17 protein-coding genes are annotated in these 15,971 nt (G+C 74.5%); 12 read left to right on the top strand and 5 right to left on the bottom strand.

Annotated features, from left to right (window positions below; all coding sequences use genetic code 11):
- Nucleotides 1-12: 12 nt before the first annotated feature.
- Together VFZ92_RS31095 and VFZ92_RS31090 are read left to right on the top strand one after the other, a co-directional pair.
- Nucleotides 13-645, top strand: coding sequence for a class I SAM-dependent methyltransferase (locus VFZ92_RS31095; protein ID WP_330879637.1), 633 nt, complete (start codon nt 13-15; stop codon nt 643-645).
- 149 nt (nt 646-794) lie between these two features.
- Nucleotides 795-1,694 carry a GNAT family N-acetyltransferase gene (locus VFZ92_RS31090; RefSeq protein ID WP_330879636.1) on the top strand — a complete coding sequence of 300 codons (900 nt, stop codon included), beginning with the start codon at nt 795-797 and terminating at the stop codon, nt 1,692-1,694.
- Here VFZ92_RS31090 and VFZ92_RS31085 read toward each other — a convergent pair.
- Entirely contained in the window at nt 1,658-2,698 is a 1,041-nt protein-coding gene (locus tag VFZ92_RS31085) for an NAD(P)-dependent alcohol dehydrogenase (protein WP_330879635.1), read from the bottom strand. The genes VFZ92_RS31090 and VFZ92_RS31085 overlap by 37 nt on opposite strands.
- 93 nt (nt 2,699-2,791) lie before the next feature.
- Between VFZ92_RS31085 and VFZ92_RS31080 the strand changes: the two genes are divergently transcribed.
- Nucleotides 2,792-3,382, top strand: a complete 591-nt coding sequence (locus tag VFZ92_RS31080; protein ID WP_330879634.1) for a TetR family transcriptional regulator — start codon at nt 2,792-2,794, stop codon at nt 3,380-3,382.
- A gap of 6 nt (nt 3,383-3,388) precedes the next feature.
- On the opposite strand, the gene VFZ92_RS31075 is transcribed toward VFZ92_RS31080, so the two are convergent.
- The gene (locus tag VFZ92_RS31075) at nt 3,389-4,372 is read right to left on the bottom strand and encodes a GlxA family transcriptional regulator (RefSeq protein ID WP_330879633.1); all 984 of its coding nucleotides are present in this window, start codon (nt 4,370-4,372) and stop codon (nt 3,389-3,391) included.
- Nucleotides 4,373-4,495: 123 nt separating this feature from the next.
- On the opposite strand from VFZ92_RS31075, the gene VFZ92_RS31070 reads away from it, so the two are divergent.
- Complete coding sequence (locus tag VFZ92_RS31070) at nt 4,496-5,464, top strand: NmrA/HSCARG family protein (protein WP_330879632.1); 969 nt, start codon at nt 4,496-4,498, stop codon at nt 5,462-5,464.
- Nucleotides 5,465-5,506: 42 nt separating this feature from the next.
- On the opposite strand, the gene VFZ92_RS31065 is transcribed toward VFZ92_RS31070, so the two are convergent.
- A complete protein-coding gene (locus VFZ92_RS31065) occupies nt 5,507-5,929 on the bottom strand; it encodes a VOC family protein (RefSeq protein ID WP_330879631.1) in 423 nt (140 codons plus the stop codon).
- Between the two features lie 91 nt (nt 5,930-6,020).
- On the opposite strand from VFZ92_RS31065, the gene VFZ92_RS31060 reads away from it, so the two are divergent.
- On the top strand, nt 6,021-7,001 hold the full coding sequence (locus tag VFZ92_RS31060) for a helix-turn-helix transcriptional regulator (RefSeq protein ID WP_330879630.1): 981 nt from the start codon (nt 6,021-6,023) through the stop codon (nt 6,999-7,001).
- Between the two features lie 67 nt (nt 7,002-7,068).
- Entirely contained in the window at nt 7,069-7,284 is a 216-nt protein-coding gene (locus tag VFZ92_RS31055) for a hypothetical protein (protein ID WP_330879629.1), read from the top strand.
- 18 nt (nt 7,285-7,302) lie between these two features.
- Here the strand turns inward: VFZ92_RS31055 and VFZ92_RS31050 are convergent, their stop codons facing one another.
- Nucleotides 7,303-7,917, bottom strand: coding sequence for a TetR/AcrR family transcriptional regulator (locus VFZ92_RS31050; RefSeq protein ID WP_330879628.1), 615 nt, complete (start codon nt 7,915-7,917; stop codon nt 7,303-7,305).
- Between the two features lie 191 nt (nt 7,918-8,108).
- On the opposite strand from VFZ92_RS31050, the gene VFZ92_RS31045 reads away from it, so the two are divergent.
- A complete protein-coding gene (locus VFZ92_RS31045; protein WP_330879627.1) occupies nt 8,109-9,503 on the top strand; it encodes an MFS transporter in 1,395 nt (464 codons plus the stop codon).
- Here the strand turns inward: VFZ92_RS31045 and VFZ92_RS31040 are convergent.
- Nucleotides 9,477-10,664 carry an MFS transporter gene (locus tag VFZ92_RS31040; protein ID WP_330879626.1) on the bottom strand — a complete coding sequence of 396 codons (1,188 nt, stop codon included), beginning with the start codon at nt 10,662-10,664 and terminating at the stop codon, nt 9,477-9,479. The two genes, VFZ92_RS31045 and VFZ92_RS31040, sit on opposite strands and share 27 nt — an antisense overlap.
- A 125-nt stretch (nt 10,665-10,789) precedes the next feature.
- Here VFZ92_RS31040 and VFZ92_RS31035 point away from each other — a divergent pair, with 125 nt between their 5' ends.
- Genes VFZ92_RS31035 through VFZ92_RS31015 form a run of 5 tightly spaced genes read left to right on the top strand, consistent with a single transcriptional unit; the run spans nt 10,790 to nt 15,546 of the window.
- On the top strand, nt 10,790-11,785 hold the full coding sequence (locus VFZ92_RS31035) for a helical backbone metal receptor (protein WP_330879625.1): 996 nt from the start codon (nt 10,790-10,792) through the stop codon (nt 11,783-11,785).
- Entirely contained in the window at nt 11,778-12,869 is a 1,092-nt protein-coding gene (locus VFZ92_RS31030; protein ID WP_330879624.1) for an iron ABC transporter permease, read from the top strand. Before VFZ92_RS31035 ends, VFZ92_RS31030 begins: the two co-directional genes overlap by 8 nt.
- Entirely contained in the window at nt 12,866-13,633 is a 768-nt protein-coding gene (locus VFZ92_RS31025; RefSeq protein ID WP_330879623.1) for an ABC transporter ATP-binding protein, read from the top strand. Before VFZ92_RS31030 ends, VFZ92_RS31025 begins: the two co-directional genes overlap by 4 nt.
- A gap of 52 nt (nt 13,634-13,685) precedes the next feature.
- Entirely contained in the window at nt 13,686-14,495 is an 810-nt protein-coding gene (locus VFZ92_RS31020) for a Rossmann-like domain-containing protein (protein ID WP_330879622.1), read from the top strand.
- Between the two features lie 16 nt (nt 14,496-14,511).
- The gene (locus VFZ92_RS31015) at nt 14,512-15,546 is read left to right on the top strand and encodes a pyridoxal-phosphate dependent enzyme (RefSeq protein WP_330879621.1); all 1,035 of its coding nucleotides are present in this window, start codon (nt 14,512-14,514) and stop codon (nt 15,544-15,546) included.
- Nucleotides 15,547-15,971 lie beyond the last annotated feature (425 nt).

The raw sequence follows: 15,971 nt of genomic DNA, 5'->3' as shown, positions 1-15,971 counted from the left end.
GGGTGCTGGCCCGTGACCGAACCGGACTTCCTCCGCGACACCAGGACCTCCTACGACACCGTCGCCGTCGACTACGCCGAGCTGGTCGGCGACCTGGCGGAGCGCGGCCCGGTGGACCGCGCGATGCTCGGCGTGTTCGCCGAGCACGTCACCGGCGGTCCGGTGGGCGACATCGGCTGCGGTCCCGGCCGGGTCACCGAGCACCTGCACGGCCTCGGCCTGGACGCGTTCGGCGTGGACCTGTCGCCGGGGATGGTCGAGGTGGCCCGGCGGGCGTACCCGCACCTGCGGTTCGAGGTCGGCTCGATGCTGGAGCTGGACCTGCCCGCCGACGGCCTGGGCGGGCTCGTGGCGTGGTACTCGATCATCCACGTGCCGAGGGACCTGCTGCCCGCGGTGTTCGCCGAGTTCCACCGCGTCCTCGCGCCCGGCGGTCACCTCCTGCTCGCGTTCCAGGTCGGCGACGAGACCGTGCACGTCACCCGCGGCTACGGCCACGACGTCGACCTGAACGCCCACCGGCTCCCGCCCGCGGTGGTCGAGGAGCTGCTGGTGGAGGCGGGGTTCACCCTGAACGCCCGCCTGGTGCGCGAGCCGGAGGCCTCGGAGAAGACGCCGCAGGCCTACCTGCTGGTGCGGAAGTGACGGCGGGGCACGGGGCGGTCGGGTGCGCGGAAGCCGGGTACGCGGTCCGCGGGACCGCCTCCGGGGCCCACGCGTCCACCGCCGCGGTGAGGTGAGGCCGCCGGAAAACCGCGTGCGGACCGTCGGGGCGGTGGTGTGTGATCGCGGGCGTGGCGATCGTGGTGGGTGAGCCGGGGGTCGACGGGCTGGGCGCGGTCGTGGACGCGCTGCGGGAGTGGCAGCACGAGGGGACGCCGGTGCAGCTGCACCCTGGGGACCTGGGCTGGTTCTGGCGGTTCGGCCCGGGGGCGACGGCCGCGGCGGTCCGGACCTGGAGCCGCGACGGGCGGGTCGTCGCCGTCGGGCTGCTCGACGGGCCGGGGCTGGTGCGGCTGACGACCGCACCCGACGTCCAGCGGGACGAGGAGCTGGCGCGGCGGCTGGCCGAGGACCTGACCGGCCAGGGGTGCGGTGTGCCCGAGGCCGTCGAAGCGCCGAGGAACGCCCTGGTCCGGGACCTGCTGGCCCTGGAGGGCTGGACGGCCGCCGAGCCGTGGACGCCGCTGCGCCGGGACCTCGCGGAGCCGGTGGAGGACCCCGGCGTGCGGATCGAGGTGGTCGGGCCGGAGCGGGTGGCCGAGCGGACCGCCGTGCAGCGGGCGTCGTTCGACGGGTCGACGTTCACCGACGCGAGCTGGCGCGCGATGGCGGCCGGGCCGCTCTACGCCGACGCCCGGTGCCTGATCGCCCTCGACGAGCGGGGCGACGCGGTGGCCGCGGTGACGGTGTGGTCGGCCGGTCCCGGCAGGCCGGGCCTGCTGGAGCCGATGGGCGTGCACCGCGACCACCGGGGCCGCGGTCACGGCCGCGCGATCACCGTCGCCGCGGCGGCGGCGCTGCGCGAACTGGGGTCGTCGAGCGCGGTCGTCTGCACCCCGAGCGCCAACGCAGGCGCCGTCGCCACCTACCGGTCGGCGGGCTTCGAGCGGCTCCCGGAGCTGCGCGACCGCGGCCGGCCGCCTGAGCGCTCCGCTCAGGACAGGTCGGACAGGTCGAGGACGAAGCGGTAGCGGACGTCGTTGCGGTCGAGGCGGTCGAGGGCGTCGGCCACCCGCGCGGACGGGAGCACCTCGACGTCGGCGGTGATGCCGCGGGCCGCGCAGAAGTCGAGCATCTCGGCGGTGGCGGGCAGGCCGCCGCTGCCCGCCGAGCTGAGCTTCTTGCGGCCGATGAGCAGGTCGAGCGCCTCCACGGTGACGGGGCCGAGGTTGCCCAGGTGGCTGAGGGTGCCGTCCAGGGCGAGCAGTCCCAGGTAGGGCTTGACGTCGTGGGGGACGGGGATGGTGTCGATCACGACGTCGAACCGGTCGCGGGCCGCGGCCATCCGGCCGGGGTCGGAGGAGACGACGAGGTCGTGGGCGCCGAGCCGGGCAGCCTCGGCCGTGCGGTCCGCCGACCGGCTGATCACCGCCACCTCGGCGCCCAGCGCCGCGGCGAACTTGACCGCGAGGTGGCCCAGCCCGCCGAGGCCGCTCACCGCGACGCGGGTGCCCGGCCCCACGCCGAGCGCGCGCAGCGGCTCCCACACCGTGATCCCGGCGCACAGCAGGGGCGCCGCGGCGGCCGGGTCCAGCCCGGCGGGCAGGGGGTGGGTGAACCGGTCGCGGACCACGTACTCGCGGGCGTAGCCGCCCAGCGTCGTCGACCCGTCGTGGCGGTCGGTGCCGCCGTAGGTCAGCGTGGGGAAGTCGCGGCAGAAGTTCTCCTGGCCCGCCTCGCACATCGGGCACGCGCCGCAGGAGTCGACGATGTTGCCGACGGCGACGGGGTCGCCGACGCGGAAGCGGGTCACGTCCGGGCCGGTCTCGGTCACCACGCCGGTGAACTCGTGGCCGGGCACGAGCCCCGGCCCGTCCTCGGGCAGCGAGCGGACGGCGTGCAGGTCGCTGTGGCAGACGCCGCAGAAGTCCACGCGCACCGCCACGTCGTCGCGCCTGAGGTCGCGGCGGGGGATCGAGACCCGGTGCAGGTCGGTCGTCGGGCCGTTCGCCCGCCAGCCGGTGGTGCTCCTCATGAGCTCTCCTCAAACAGACTGTTCGGTTTGTTCAGAAGCTAGGTCAGGTTCGGGGGAAAAGCAAACCAACTGTTCTGTCTGTAGGGTGTGGCCATGTCCGACCGGCACCTGACCGCCCGCGGCGCGGCCACGCGGCAGCGCATCGTCGACGTCGCCACCCGCGAGTTCGCCGAGCACGGCATCGCCGGGGCCCGCATCGAGCGGGTCGTCGTCGCGGCGAACACCAACAAGGCCCAGCTCTACGCCTACTTCGGCAGCAAGGAAGGGCTGTTCGACGCGATCTTCCACGGCTCGCTGGAGCGGATCGTCAACGTCGTCCCCATCGACGCCACCGACCTCGCGGACTGGGCCGTGCGCCTCTACGACGAGTACCTGCGTCGCCCGGACCTCATCCGGCTCGCCACGTGGGCGCGTCTGGAGCGTCGGCCCACCGGCCACCTCGTCGAGCACGTCGACCGCCTCGACGACGGCAAGCTGCGGGCCATCGCGGAGGCGCAGGCGGCGGGGTTGGTGCGTGCGGGGGATCCGTTCGACCTGATGGCGGTGGTGATCGCGATGTCGATGGCGTGGTCGCCGGTGAGCAACGTCTACGCGGCCACCGCCGACGAGCCCGCCGAGGCGCACGACCGTCGTCGGGCGCTGTTGCGCGAGTGCGTCCGGGCGGCCGTCGCGCCCGCGGGCTGAGGACCGTCAGGTGTTCTCGGGGGCGGGCGGGGTGGACGAGTACGCCCGCCGGTAGGCGTTCGGGGTGAGGCCGACCGCCGTCCGCAGGTGCTTGCGCAGCAGCACGGGGTCGGCGAAGCCCGAGGCGTGGGCGATCTCGGTGACGCTCAACCGGGTCGACTCCAGCAGCAGGCGGGCGTGGTCGACCCGCCGCTGGACCACCCACTGCTGCGGGGACAGCCCGACCTCGGTCCGGAACCGCCGGGTCAGGGTGCGGACGCTCATGTTCGCGTGCCGGGCGAGGTCGGCCAGGGCCAGCGGCTCGGCGAGCCGGTCGAGGGCCCACCGGCGGGTGGCCGACGTCGAGGCGTCGCCGTGCGCGGGCAGCGGGCGCTCGATGAACTGGGCCTGTCCGCCCTCGCGCCAGGGGGCGACGACGCACCGGCGCGCGGTGGCGTTGGCGACGGCCGCCCCGTGGTCGCGGCGCACGACGTGCAGGCACAGGTCGATGCCCGCCGCCGCGCCCGCCGAGGTCAGGACGCGGCCGTTGTCGACGAACAGCACGCCGGGGTTCACGTCGACCAGCGGGAAGCGGCGGGCGAACTCCTCGCACAGCGCCCAGTGCGTGGTCGCGCCCTGCCCGTCGAGCATCCCGGACGCGGCGAGCACGAACGCCGAGGTGCACAGGCTGATCACCCTCGTCGTCGGGGCGATGCCCACCAGCGCGGCGGCCAGCTCGTCGCTCAGCCCGCCCGGCCCCGGCAGGTCCCGGTCGCGGTCCTGCGTCGCGATGACGACGGTGTCCGCGGTGGTCAGCGCCGACTCGTCGTTGCGGACGTCGAGGACGAAGTCCTGGCTCGTGGTGACGGGTCTGCCGCCGAGGGAGCAGGTCGTGACCTCGTACAGCGGCGCGCCCGACGGGGCGAAGGCGTGTCCGAGCACCTGCGCGGGGATGCCGAGGTCGAACGGCTTGGCGCCGTCCAGCGCGAGGACGGCGACGCGATGGGGCATGGCCGGATTTTTACCACGGTTGTCTTCCCGGCCAATGTCGGCCGGTGTCGACGATCGCCAGGATGGGCGGTGCGACCGGGCCACGGGGCCCTCGCGACCACCAGAGGGGAATCGAACAGCACCATGAGCGAAGCGCTTGTCATCGGCGGCACCGGGGCGATGGGCGGCAGTGTGGTGCTCCGCCTGCTGGAGGCCACCTCCGACGACGTCCTCGTCCTCACCCGCGACCCCGACTCGCCGAGGGCGGAACGCCTGGCGGACCTGGGCGGCGGCCGGGTCCGGCTGCTCCGCGGCGACGTCGGCGACCCCGCGACCCTCCACGAGGGACTGGAGCTGGTCGACGCGGTGTTCTGCAACACCGACTTCTTCTCCACCGGCTCCGTGGTGGGCGAGTACGAGCAGGGCCTCGCGATCCTCGACGCGGCGCGCGCGGCGAACGTCGACCGCTTCGTCTGGTCCTCCCTCGACCACGCCGCCGTGCTCACCGGCGGCAGGCTGCCGGTGCCGCACTACGACGGCAAGGGCGCCGTCGCGGCGCACATCGGCCTGCGGCGCTCGGACGAGGTGATGAGGCGGGAGACCGACGGCTGGTACTCGCGGCACGTGTCCGTGCTGACCACGGCGCCCTACTTCGAGAACTTCCCGTCGCGGCTCGCCCCGCGGCCCGGTCGGCTGCCCGACGGCCGCGAGGGGCTGCTGTTCGAGATCCCGCTCGGCAGCGGGAGGTACCCGCTGATCGGGCTCGACGACATCGCCTGGTTCGCGGTCCACGTCCTCGACCGGTGGGAGACGTGGGGCGGGCGGGACCTGGCCGTGGCGGCCGACAGCCTGACGGGCGAGCAGATCGCCGCCGCGTTCGAGCGGGTCACCGGGACGCCCGCGGCGTACGTCCCGGTTCCGCTCGACGCGGTGCGGGCGGGCGACCCGGACTTCGGCCACGACTTCGCGGCGATGTTCGAGTTCTTCGCGACCCGCGACCTCGTCGGGCTGGACCGGGACCTGCCCGCCCTGCGCGACCTGCACCCCGGCCTGCTGTCCTTCGAGGACTGGCTGCGGACGTCCGGCTGGGACGGCACCCGCCGGGACGGGTAGCCGTCGCGGGTGCGCGGCACGCGTGCCGCGCACCCGCGCGGATCAGCCCGCCCGCTCGACGGCCACGTCGAGGACCCAGGTGACGCCGAAGCGGTCCGTCAGCATCCCGTAGAGCGGGGACCAGCCCGCCGGGCCGAGGTCCTCGACGACGGTGGCGCCGTCGGACAGGCCCTTCCAGTAGCCGGTGACCTCGTCGACGTCCTGGCCGCGCACGGACACGAAGAACGACCGGTCACCCACGTCGTGCGACTGCCCCTCGCGCACGTCGTAGGCCATGACGTGGAAGCCGTTGTCCGCCCGGACCTCGCCCCACGTGATCCGGTCGGCGTCCGCCGGGTGCTGGACGTGACCCGCCTGGGCGTTGGTGAACGCGACGAGCCGCCCACCGAAGACGGACTGGTAGAACTCCAGCGCCGCGCGGGCCTCGTCCTGGAAGTTCAGGTGGACGGTGGTGGTGATGCTCACGATGACTCCTGTCGGTGTTCTTCGGTGACAGGAGCAAGGCTCGCAGCGGTAGGTGACAGGTTGTGGCACCTACCGCGGCACACTGGGATTCATGCCGAAGACCTCCGCCCGCCTGCTGGCCCTGCTGTCGCTGTTGCAGACCCGCCGCGACTGGCCGGGCACCCTGCTGGCCGACCGGCTCGACATCAGCCTGCGCACCGTGCGCCGCGACGTCGACCGGCTGCGCGAACTCGGCTACCCCATCGCCGCGGTCAAGGGGCCCGACGGCGGCTACCGGCTCGGCGCGGGCACCGAACTGCCGCCGCTGCTGTTCGACGACGAGCAGGCCGTCGCCCTCACCGTCGCGCTCCAGGTCGCCGCCACCAGGCCCGGCGACGGCCTCGCGGACGCCGCCGCTCGGGCGCTGAACACCATCCGCCAGGTCCTGCCCGCCCGGCTGCGCAACCGGGTCGACGCCCTGCGGGTCAGCTCGGTCGACCAACCGGGCAGCAGGCCCGCCGGGCCGGTCGACGGGGGCGCGCTGCTGGCGATCAGCGCCGCGGCCCGTGCGCACGAGGTGCTGCGCTTCGACTACGGCACCGAGGACGGTCCGCCGCGCCGGGCCGAGCCGCACCACGTCGTCACCCTGGCAGGCCGGTGGTACGTGGTGGCGTGGGACCTCGACCGCGCGGACTGGCGCACGTTCCGCGTCGACCGCATGGTCCCGCGCACGCCCAACGGGCCCCGCTTCACCCCCAGGGCGCTGCCGGGAGGCGACGTGACCACCTTCGTCACCAGCCGCTTCCGGGGCTCCGCCGACGACTCCGGCGACTGGCCGTGCCGGGGGACGGTCGTGCTCGACCTGCCCGCCGCCACGGTGGCGCTCCACACCCGCGACGGCGTCGTGGAGGAGATCGGCCCCGACCGCTGCGCGCTCACCCTCGGCTCCTGGTCGTGGCCGAGCCTGGCCGCCGCCGTCGCCCGCTTCGACGCCGACGTCGAGGTGGTCGGCCCGCCGGAGCTGGCGCGGGCCTGCGCGCGCCTGGCCGAGCGGTTCGCCAGAACGGCCGCGACGTTCACCGAAAGCCCCTGACCTCGGCGAACGTCGACCGTGAGCGGGGGAAGCGGTTTCTGTCGGTGCTCGTTGCTAGCGTGCGCGGATGATCGAGAACGAGTCCACGGTGGCGGCGGAAGAGCTGGGCGAGGGGCAGTGGTTCCTCCACGTCCCCGCACCGGGAATGCGGGGCTGGCCGCTCAAGGTGGCCGCGCGCGAGTTCGACACGGTGTCGGTGCGCATCCACACCACGGACGAGGTCCGCGAGGTCGTCTCCTACGCCCGCGACCGCCGCGTTCCGCTGCTGCGCGCGCACGTCTGAGCGGCTCGGCCCCCGCTCTCAGGCTCGGGGGCCGAGCCCGTCGCGCAGGGCGTCGAACAGCCGGGCGAGGCGTGCGCGGTGGTCGTCCACCACGGCGGCAGGCGGTTCGCCCGCGATGAGGCGGCGCGCGGTCCCCACCACCACGGTGCCGTAGCCGGCGGTGAAGAAGGCGGCGAGCAGGGTGCCGTCGCCGTCGAAGGCCTCGTCGCGCTCCAGCTCCTCGGCGAGGACGGCCTGGAGTTCGGCGGCGATCTCCCTGGTTCGCGCGAGGAGCGCGGGCGAGGCCGCCACGGTCCGGTAGAACGGGGCCGACCCGTCCTTGACGCCGGACAGCGCGTGCCGGGTGTCGACGAGGTCGACGGTCGTCGCGCGCAGGGCCGTCAGCACGTCGGTGCCGGGGGCGCGGTCGCGCACCGCCGAGCGCAGGAGGTCGACGGCGTCGCCCACGCGGTCCAGGAGGAGGTCCTCCTTGCGCGGGAAGTGGTTGAAGACCGTCACGCTCGACACCCCGGCCTCCCGCGCGACCTCGGCGACCGTGACCGCGTCGAACCCGCGCTCCAGGAACACCCGCGTCGCGACCTCGGAGATCCGGGCGCGCGTCTGCGGCCCACCCCGCTTCCCGGTCCTGGGCATGAGGCCCCACTTCCTTGTGTGAATAAACTTAGTCACGTAACTTACGTGGCGGGCCCTCGGATCGGACCAGGGCCATTCTCATCCGGCGAGGGCCGCCCCGGAGCGGCGGCCCTCGCCCGCGACCAGACGGGAAGTCCCCTGTGCCCAACCAGGTCGCGGGTCGGTCCCCGCGTTCACTCGGAGAGGCGTGGGTGGCCCTGACGGGGCTGTCCGCGGTCTTCCTCGTCGAGATGCTCGACAACTCGATCCTCACCGTCGCGCTGCCCACGATCGGACGCGAGCTGCACGCCTCGACGACCGCGCTCCAGTGGGTCACGGGCGCGTACGCCGTCGTGTTCGGCGGCCTGATGCTCGCGTTCGGCGCCCTGTCCGACCGGTTCGGCAGGCGCCGGACGATGCTCGTCGGACTCGTCCTGCTGGCCGCGGCCTCGTCGGCGACCGCCTTCGTCGCCACCGCGGACCAGCTCATCGCCGTCCGGGTCGCGATGGGGGTCGCCGCCGCCATGACGACGCCGGGGTCGCTGGCGCTGGCGTTCCGGCTGTTCACCGACGACGGCCTCCGCGTCCGGGCGACGACCCTGATCTCGACGGTGGGGCTGGTCGGGCTCGCGCTCGGCCCGACCGCGGGCGGGTTCGTGCTCACCGTCGCGCCGTGGCAGGCCCTGCTGCTGGTGAACGTCCCGATCGCCCTGCTGGCGATCGTCGGCGTCCGGGCGGGCATCGCCCCGGACGCCGCCGCCGACCTCCACCGCGACCCGGTGGACGGCGTCGGCGCGCTGCTGGGCACGGCGGCGGTCGTGCTCGCGCTCGTCGCGCCGACGCTGTTCGTCGACGACGGCGCCGGATCCGCGGCCCCGTGGGCGGTCGCGGCGGCGGCCGTCGTGGCGGCGGTGCTCTTCGTCCTGCGCGAGCGCACGGTGCGCCACCCGATGCTCGACCTCGCCCTCGTCGCCCATCCCCTGGTCTCCAGCGGCCTGGCGTTCAAGGCCGCGGCCGGGCTGGCCACCGCCTGCCTCGGCTACGTGGTGACGCTCCAGCTCCAGCTCGACTGGGGGTGGACGCCCGCGCTCGCCGCGCTCGGGATGCTGCCGCAGGTCGTCGTCCTCATCGCGGGCGGGGCGGTCGTCGGTCCGGTCGTGCGGCGGGTCGGACTCGACCGCGCGGCGTGGCTCAGCGCCGCGGCGGTCGTGTCCGGGCTCGTCGTCCACGGCCTGCTGGGCAGGTTCGGGTACGCGTGGGTCGCCCTCTCGCTCGTGCTCGTGGCCGCCGGGATGCGCGTGGTCGGTGTCGTCGCGGGCGTCACCGTGCTCCGCGGCCTGCCGGAGAACCGCACCACGATCGGCGCGGCGCTCGTCGACACCGCCTCCCAGGTCACCTCCGGCGTCGCCATCGCCGTCACGGGCACCGTTCTCGCGGCCCTGTTCACCGGCGACATCGCCGCGTCGGACTGGAGTCCTCGCCAGACCGCGGAGTTCCGCGAGGCGGTCACGGTCGCGAGCCTGCTGCTCGCGACCGCCGCCGCGGCGCTCGTCGCCTGGGGGACGGTCCGCGCGCGGCGGTCACCGCACCGCGCGGAAACCGCGTGAGGACGGCACGAGTGCCGCCGCGGCCGGTGCGGCGAAGCAGATGACCGCGCACACCGCGAGCACCGGTTCCGGGCCGAAGTGGGCGATGGCGGGGGCGATCAGGGCCAGGCCGACGGGGGCCAGGCCGTAGGACATCAGGAAGTCCAATGAGGACACCCGCGCCAGCATCCGGGGGTCGACCTCGCGCTGCGTGGCGGTGAACCACGGCACGTTGAACAGCTCGATCCCCAGGCCCGCCAGGACGTAGGCGGCGACGACCACCGCGGCCGGGACGGGCAGCAGCAGGCTCAGCGGCGCGAACCCGTAGCAGGCCAGGCCCGCGAGGGCGGCCCACCCCTGCGCGCGGGGCTTCCAGCGGGCCACGAGGACCGCGCCGACGAGCGCGCCGAGGGTGTAGGCGGTGAGGGCGGAGGCGAGCACGGCCTCGGTGCCGTAGCGGTCCCGGCTCACCAGGGGCAGCACCACGCCGGTCGCGGAGTAGCCGGTGGCGATCACGGCGGTGAGCGCGCCCAGCCCGGCCAGGAACCACGGGTGCCTGCGGGCTTCCGCGATGCCGTCGAGGAAGTCGGCGGTGAAGCGCGTTCCGGCGCCGTCCGGCTCGGTCCGCGGCCTGCCCGTGCCCGCCGGGGGGATGAGCGCGGCGCCCAGCCACAGCACGCCGGTGGCGAGCAGCAGCACCCGCGTGTCGACGAAGACGGCCAGCAGCGCGGTGAGCCCTGGGGCCACGAGCGTGGTGACCCGCACGGAGAGGGTGAGCGCCGCGTTGGCCTGCTGCCGCTGGTCCTCGGCGACGACCTCGGCGGTCAGGGCCTGGAACGCGGGTCGGCAGGCGCCCTGCCCGGCGCCGACGACCGCGGCGGCCACGGCCATCAGCACGACCGACCGGCCCACGCCCGCGGCGATCACCGGTGCCGCGAGCCCGGCGACCAGGCCCGCCCACAGCACCACCCGCCGCCGGTCGTGCCGGTCGGCCAGCACGCCCGCGACGGGGACGGCGGCGAGGAAGCCGAGGGTGCGGGCGGCGAGCACGACGCCCAGTTCCACCGCGGTGATCGACCGGTCGAGCACCGCCAGGCCGAGGATGAACGGCAGCGCCCACGTGGCGATGCCGGACGCCGTGGTGCCCGTCCAGAGCCGGAGGAAGGACGGGCTTCGCAACACCGATGCGGACCTCGCCTCGGTCGGGACTGCGTCGTGCGCCACACGGACTCCTCTTCGCTGGGGCTTGATTTGGAAATGATTATCATTCAGGGTAGCGGAGTCGATGTTGAGCAGCGGAGGGGTCCATGTCACGTTCTGCCCGGTTGATGTCCGTCTTCGCCGCAGCGGTGCTGGCCGCCGCGTGCGCCACACCGGAGAACGCCCCGAGCACCGCCGCGTCCTCCGGGGCGGTCGAGGTCGAGAGCTGCGGGAAGCGGCTCACCTTCGACGGCGCGCCGGAACGCGTGGTCGCCCTGGACCAGTCGTCCACGGAAACGCTGCTGGCGCTGGGAGTGGGGGACCGCGTCGTCGGCACCGCCAACCTCAAGACCAGGGTGTCGCCGCAGTACGCCGAGGCGTACGGGAGGATCCCGGTGCTGTCGCCGAAGGTCCTGACCGCGGAACCGTTGCGGGCGGCCAATCCCGACCTGGTCGTGGCGTCGTTCAAGGAGCTGTTCACCGCCGACCGCGCGGGCACGCGCGACGAGCTGGAGCAGCTCGGCGTGCCCACGTTCGTCAGCGCGGTCAACTGCCCGGACGGTGAGACCGAGCCGTTCGAGCGGATGTTCCGCGACTTCACCGACCTGGGCAGGGCACTGGGGGTCTCCGAGCAGGCGGGGAAGCTGGTGGCCGACCAGCGCGCGGTCGTGGACCAGGCCCGTGCCGCGGGGGAGGAGCGCCCGGCCGGGCTCAAGGTCGTGTGGGTGTACTCCGTCTACAACGGAATCCCCTACGTGGCGGGCAAGAGCGGCATGGCCAGCCACATGAGCGCGCTGGCCGGGGTCGACAACGTCTTCGACGACGTCGACCAGGAGTGGCCGGAGGTCTCGTGGGACGAGATCGCCGCGCGCGGGCCCGACGTCGTCGTGATCGGCGACCTGTCCGAGCGCGGCAACCCCGGTGACAGCGCGGCGGAGAAGCTCGCGATGATGCGCGAGCACCCCGCGGTGTCGCAGCTGCCCGCCCTGCGCGACGGGAAGGTCGTCGAACTGCCCGGCATCGAGATGGACCCCTCCGTGCGCACGGTGAACGCCCTGCGCACCTTCACCACCCGGCTCGACGAGATCACCTCCCGTGGCTGATCGCGCGGGGCTCCTCGACCCCGCCGTGGAGCCGGAGGTCACGCCGTCCTCCGTGGCCGCACCGGGTTCCGGCGGTGGCCGCCGGGTGGCCGTGCTGCTGCTGTCCCTGCTCGTCCTGGCGGTGTCGCTGGTGGCCGCCGTGCGCGTCGGCCTCGGCGGCGGGATGGGGTGGGACGAGATCGGCCGCGCGGTCGGCGCCCGGCTCGGCCTGCCCGTGCCGCCGCTGCCCAGGCTGGCCGACTCGCTGATCTGGGACCTGCGGGTGCCCAGGGTGCTGCTGGCCGCCCTCGTCGGGGCCGCGCTGGCGGTCTGCGGCGCGGCGCTCCAGAGCGTGACGCGCAACGCCCTGGCCGACCCGTACCTGCTGGGCGTGTCCTCCGGCGCGTCCACCGGGGCGGTGGTCGTGGTGCTCCTCGGGTTCGCCGGTTCGCACCTGGGGATGACCGGCGGCGCGTTCCTCGGGGCACTGGTGTCGTTCGCGCTGCTGGTGTTCCTGCTGCGCCGCCGCGGCCTGGACTCGGTGCGCATCGTGCTGACCGGCGTCGTGGTCGGGCAGCTGTTCACCGCCATCACCTCGCTGATCCTGATGTCCTCCGGTGACGCCGACAGCACCCGCGCCCTGACCCACTGGCTGCTCGGCTCGCTGGCACCGGCCCGCTGGCAGTCGGTCGTGCTGTGCGCGCTCGCCTGCGCCGTCGGCCTCCTCGTCGTGTGGCTGCACTCGCCCGCCCTGGACGGGTTCGCCTTCGGCGCGGACACCGCCACGTCGCTGGGCGTGGACGTGCGCACCGTGCGGATGGTCCTGCTGGTGACGACCTCGCTGCTGACCGCCGTCGCCGTCGCGGCGGTGGGCGCCATCGGGTTCGTGGGGCTGATCGTGCCGCACGGCGTCCGCTTCCTGGTCGGGCCCCTGCACCGGGTCCTGCTGCCGCTGTCCGCGGTGGTGGGCGCGACGTTCCTGGTGTGGACCGACGCGCTGGCGCGCGTGGCGTTCGCTCCGCTGGAGGTGCCGGTGGGCGTGTTCACCGCGCTGCTCGGCGTCCCGCTGTTCCTGCTGATCCTGCGCAAGCGGGGTGAGCTGTGAGGATCGAGGCGCGGCACCTGAGCTGGGGCGTGCCGGGCCGCACCATCGTGCGCGACGTCGACCTGGTGGTGGAGCCGGGCGAGACGGTGGGGCTCATCGGCCCCAACGGATCGGGCAAGTCCTCGCTGCTGCGCTGCCTGGCCGGACTGCGCGCGCCGACCGGGGGAGGGGTCCGCTACGACGGCACCGACATCGCCGGGTGGTCCGCGCGCACCAGGGCCCGCCACGTGGCGTTCGTCGAGCAGACCGCCGACACCGACAGCGACCTCACCGTCGGCGAGGTCGTGGTGCTGGGCCGCACCGCGCACGGTTCGCCGTGGCGGGCGCCCGACGCCACCGACCGCGCGATCACCGCCGCCGCGCTCGACCGCCTCGACCTGACGGGGTTGGCCGACCGGCCGTGGACCCGGCTCTCCGGCGGCGAACGGCAGCGCACCCACCTCGCCCGCGCGCTGGCGCAGCGCACGTGGGGCCTGCTGCTCGACGAGCCCACCAACCACCTCGACGTGCGCCACCAGCTCGAACTGCTGGAGCTGGTCGCCTCGACGCGGCAGACGGTGGTCATCGCCCTGCACGACCTCGCACTGGCCGCGCGCTACTGCGACCGGCTCGTGCTGCTCCACGGCGGGACCGTCGTCGCCGACGGCTCCGCGGAGCGGGTGCTCACGCGCGAACTGCTGCGGGAGGTGTTCGAGGTGGACGCCGACGTCGACCGCGACGACGCGGGCCGCCTCGCCGTCGCCTACCGCGGCCCCGCGCGCTGACCGCACCGCCCGTGCCCACCACATTCCCGTTCGGACCCACCAGGGGGACAGCGTGACCGCAACGACCGCAGTGGACGAACTCGTCGCATCCGTGCGCGCGGGCGTCCACGGACCCGATCCGAGGACGACCGCCGCCACCAGCGTGTTCTGGGTGCACCACGGCACCAGGCTCGCGGGCGGCGGCACCACCTACCGCAACCAGTACGTGCTGGCCCGCGTCGGCACCGCGATCGGCGGCTGCGCGTTCGCCGACGGCGAGGTCGACCCCGCCCTGTGCGCCGAGGCCTCCGGCGCCTCCGTGGCCGACCTGCTCGCCGACGCGCCCGCTCCCGTGCGCGTCGCCGTGCTCGACGCCTACCTCGCCCACGCCCGCCCCCACCGCGACTCCGGCGCCGAGCGCGTGGTCCTGCCCGCCGGGACACCGGAGACCAGGGCCGCGGCCAGGGACGCCGCCGTGGCCGGGCTGCTCGACGTGCCGCCCGGCGCGAAGGTGGCCCTCATCGGCGTGGTCAACCCCCTCGTCGCGGCCATCCGCGAGCGCGGAGCCGAGTGCCTGCCGTGCGACCTGGTGCTGCGCACCACCCAGTGGGGCGACCCGGTGACCACCGACATGCGGCAGGTGCTCGACGTCGCCGACGCCGTCGTGGCCACCGGGATGACCATCGGCAACGGCACCTTCGACGAGATCCTGGCGACCTGCCGCGACCGGGGCGTCCCGCTGGTGGTCTACGCCCAGACCGGCAGCGCCGTCGCCCGCCACTTCCTCGGCGCGGGCGTGACCGCGCTGTCCGCGGAACCGTTCCCGTTCTCCCAGTTCAGCGCCGAGGAAACAGTCCTGTACCGCTACCGCGCCCACTCCTGACGGACCGAGGTACGACGTGGACCACCACATCACCGACGCGCTCAGCCGCCCCGCGCTGCTGCGCCTGGACGAGCGCACCACCTGCGTGCGCTTCGAGACCATGAAGGTCGCCTCGGCGCTCACCGCCGTGCGGCACCTGCTCGACCGGGGCGAGGTCGCGCGGGGCGACACCCTCGTGGACAGCTCCAGCGGCATCTACGCCCACGCCCTCGCCCTGGCGTGCCACCGCCACGGCCTCAAGTGCCACATCGTCGCCTCCACCACGGTGGACACGACGCTGCGCGTGCAGCTCGAGGTCCTGGGCGCCACCGTGGAACCGATGCCGCCCACACCCGACCTCAAGCTCGACCAGAGCCGCCGCGTGGCGCGCGTGCGGGAGATCCTGCGCGACAACCCGCGCCACCACTGGATGCGGCAGTACCACGACGACACCCACTACCTCGGCTACCGGCCGATCGCGGACCTCCTGCGACACGAGCTGGGCACCGCCGCGCTGACCCTCGTCGGCGGCGTCGGCACGGGCGCCTCGACCGGCGCGCTCGCCCGCTTCCTCCGCGAGACCGATCCCGACACCACGCTGGTCGGGGTGCAGCCGTTCGACAGCGTCACGTTCGGCAGCGAGCACGTGCGGGACCCCGAGATCATCATCGCGGGCATCGGCAGCTCGATCCCGTTCGCCAACGTGGACCACGCGCTCTACGACACCCTGCACTGGGTCGGGTTCGACGCCGCGCTGGCGGGCAGCGTCGCGCTGCTGCGCGACCACGCCGTCTTCGCGGGCCTGTCGGCGGGCGCGGCCTACCTGGCGGCCCGCTGGGAACGGCGGTCGGCCCCCGAGCGGCACGTCGTGTTCCTCGCCCCCGACACCGGGCACCGCTACGTCGACGCCGCCTACTCCCGGCACCGGCAGGCCGAACCGCTCGGCCGGTTGCGGCCCCACCAGATCGGCGACCTGGGCGACATGGCCCTGCCGTGGTCCCGGATGCCGTGGAACCGTGCGCCCGCACCACCGGCGGCCGTCGCGTCGCGGGTGGTCCCGGCGGCCTCGTGAACAGGCGGTCCACAGAGGTTTCGCCGACGCGACGGCGGCGCCGTTCGGTGGGACCGGATCAGACCAGTCACGAGGGGGAGCACCACGTCCAGCACCCGTCCTGAACGCGCGCGGGCCACCCACCGGCGTCGAGCCGCGCGCGCTGCCGCACTCGCGGCTCGACCCCGGCAGGCCGCGGCCGGGGTCGGGTTTCCGGTGGACGACCCCGGCACCCTGGACGCCCACGACCCCCGCCACGGGGCAGGCGTCGGCTCCGCCGGTCCAGGATCTCCGTCCTGCCGGGGGTGCTGTTCGCCGCGATGCGCGGGGTCGTCCTCCGTCGCGACCCGGTCGCCGTGGTTCCCGATCGGTCCGCACGTCGCCCGGGACATCACCCGCGCGGGCGCCTTCGGCGTCATCGCGTCCGGCTCGGACGAGGCGCCCAC

Source organism: Umezawaea sp. (assembly GCF_036375055.1).
In the GTDB taxonomy this organism is placed as follows: Bacteria; Actinomycetota; Actinomycetes; order Mycobacteriales; family Pseudonocardiaceae; genus Umezawaea.
This window is presented reverse-complemented; position numbering and strand designations above follow the sequence as displayed.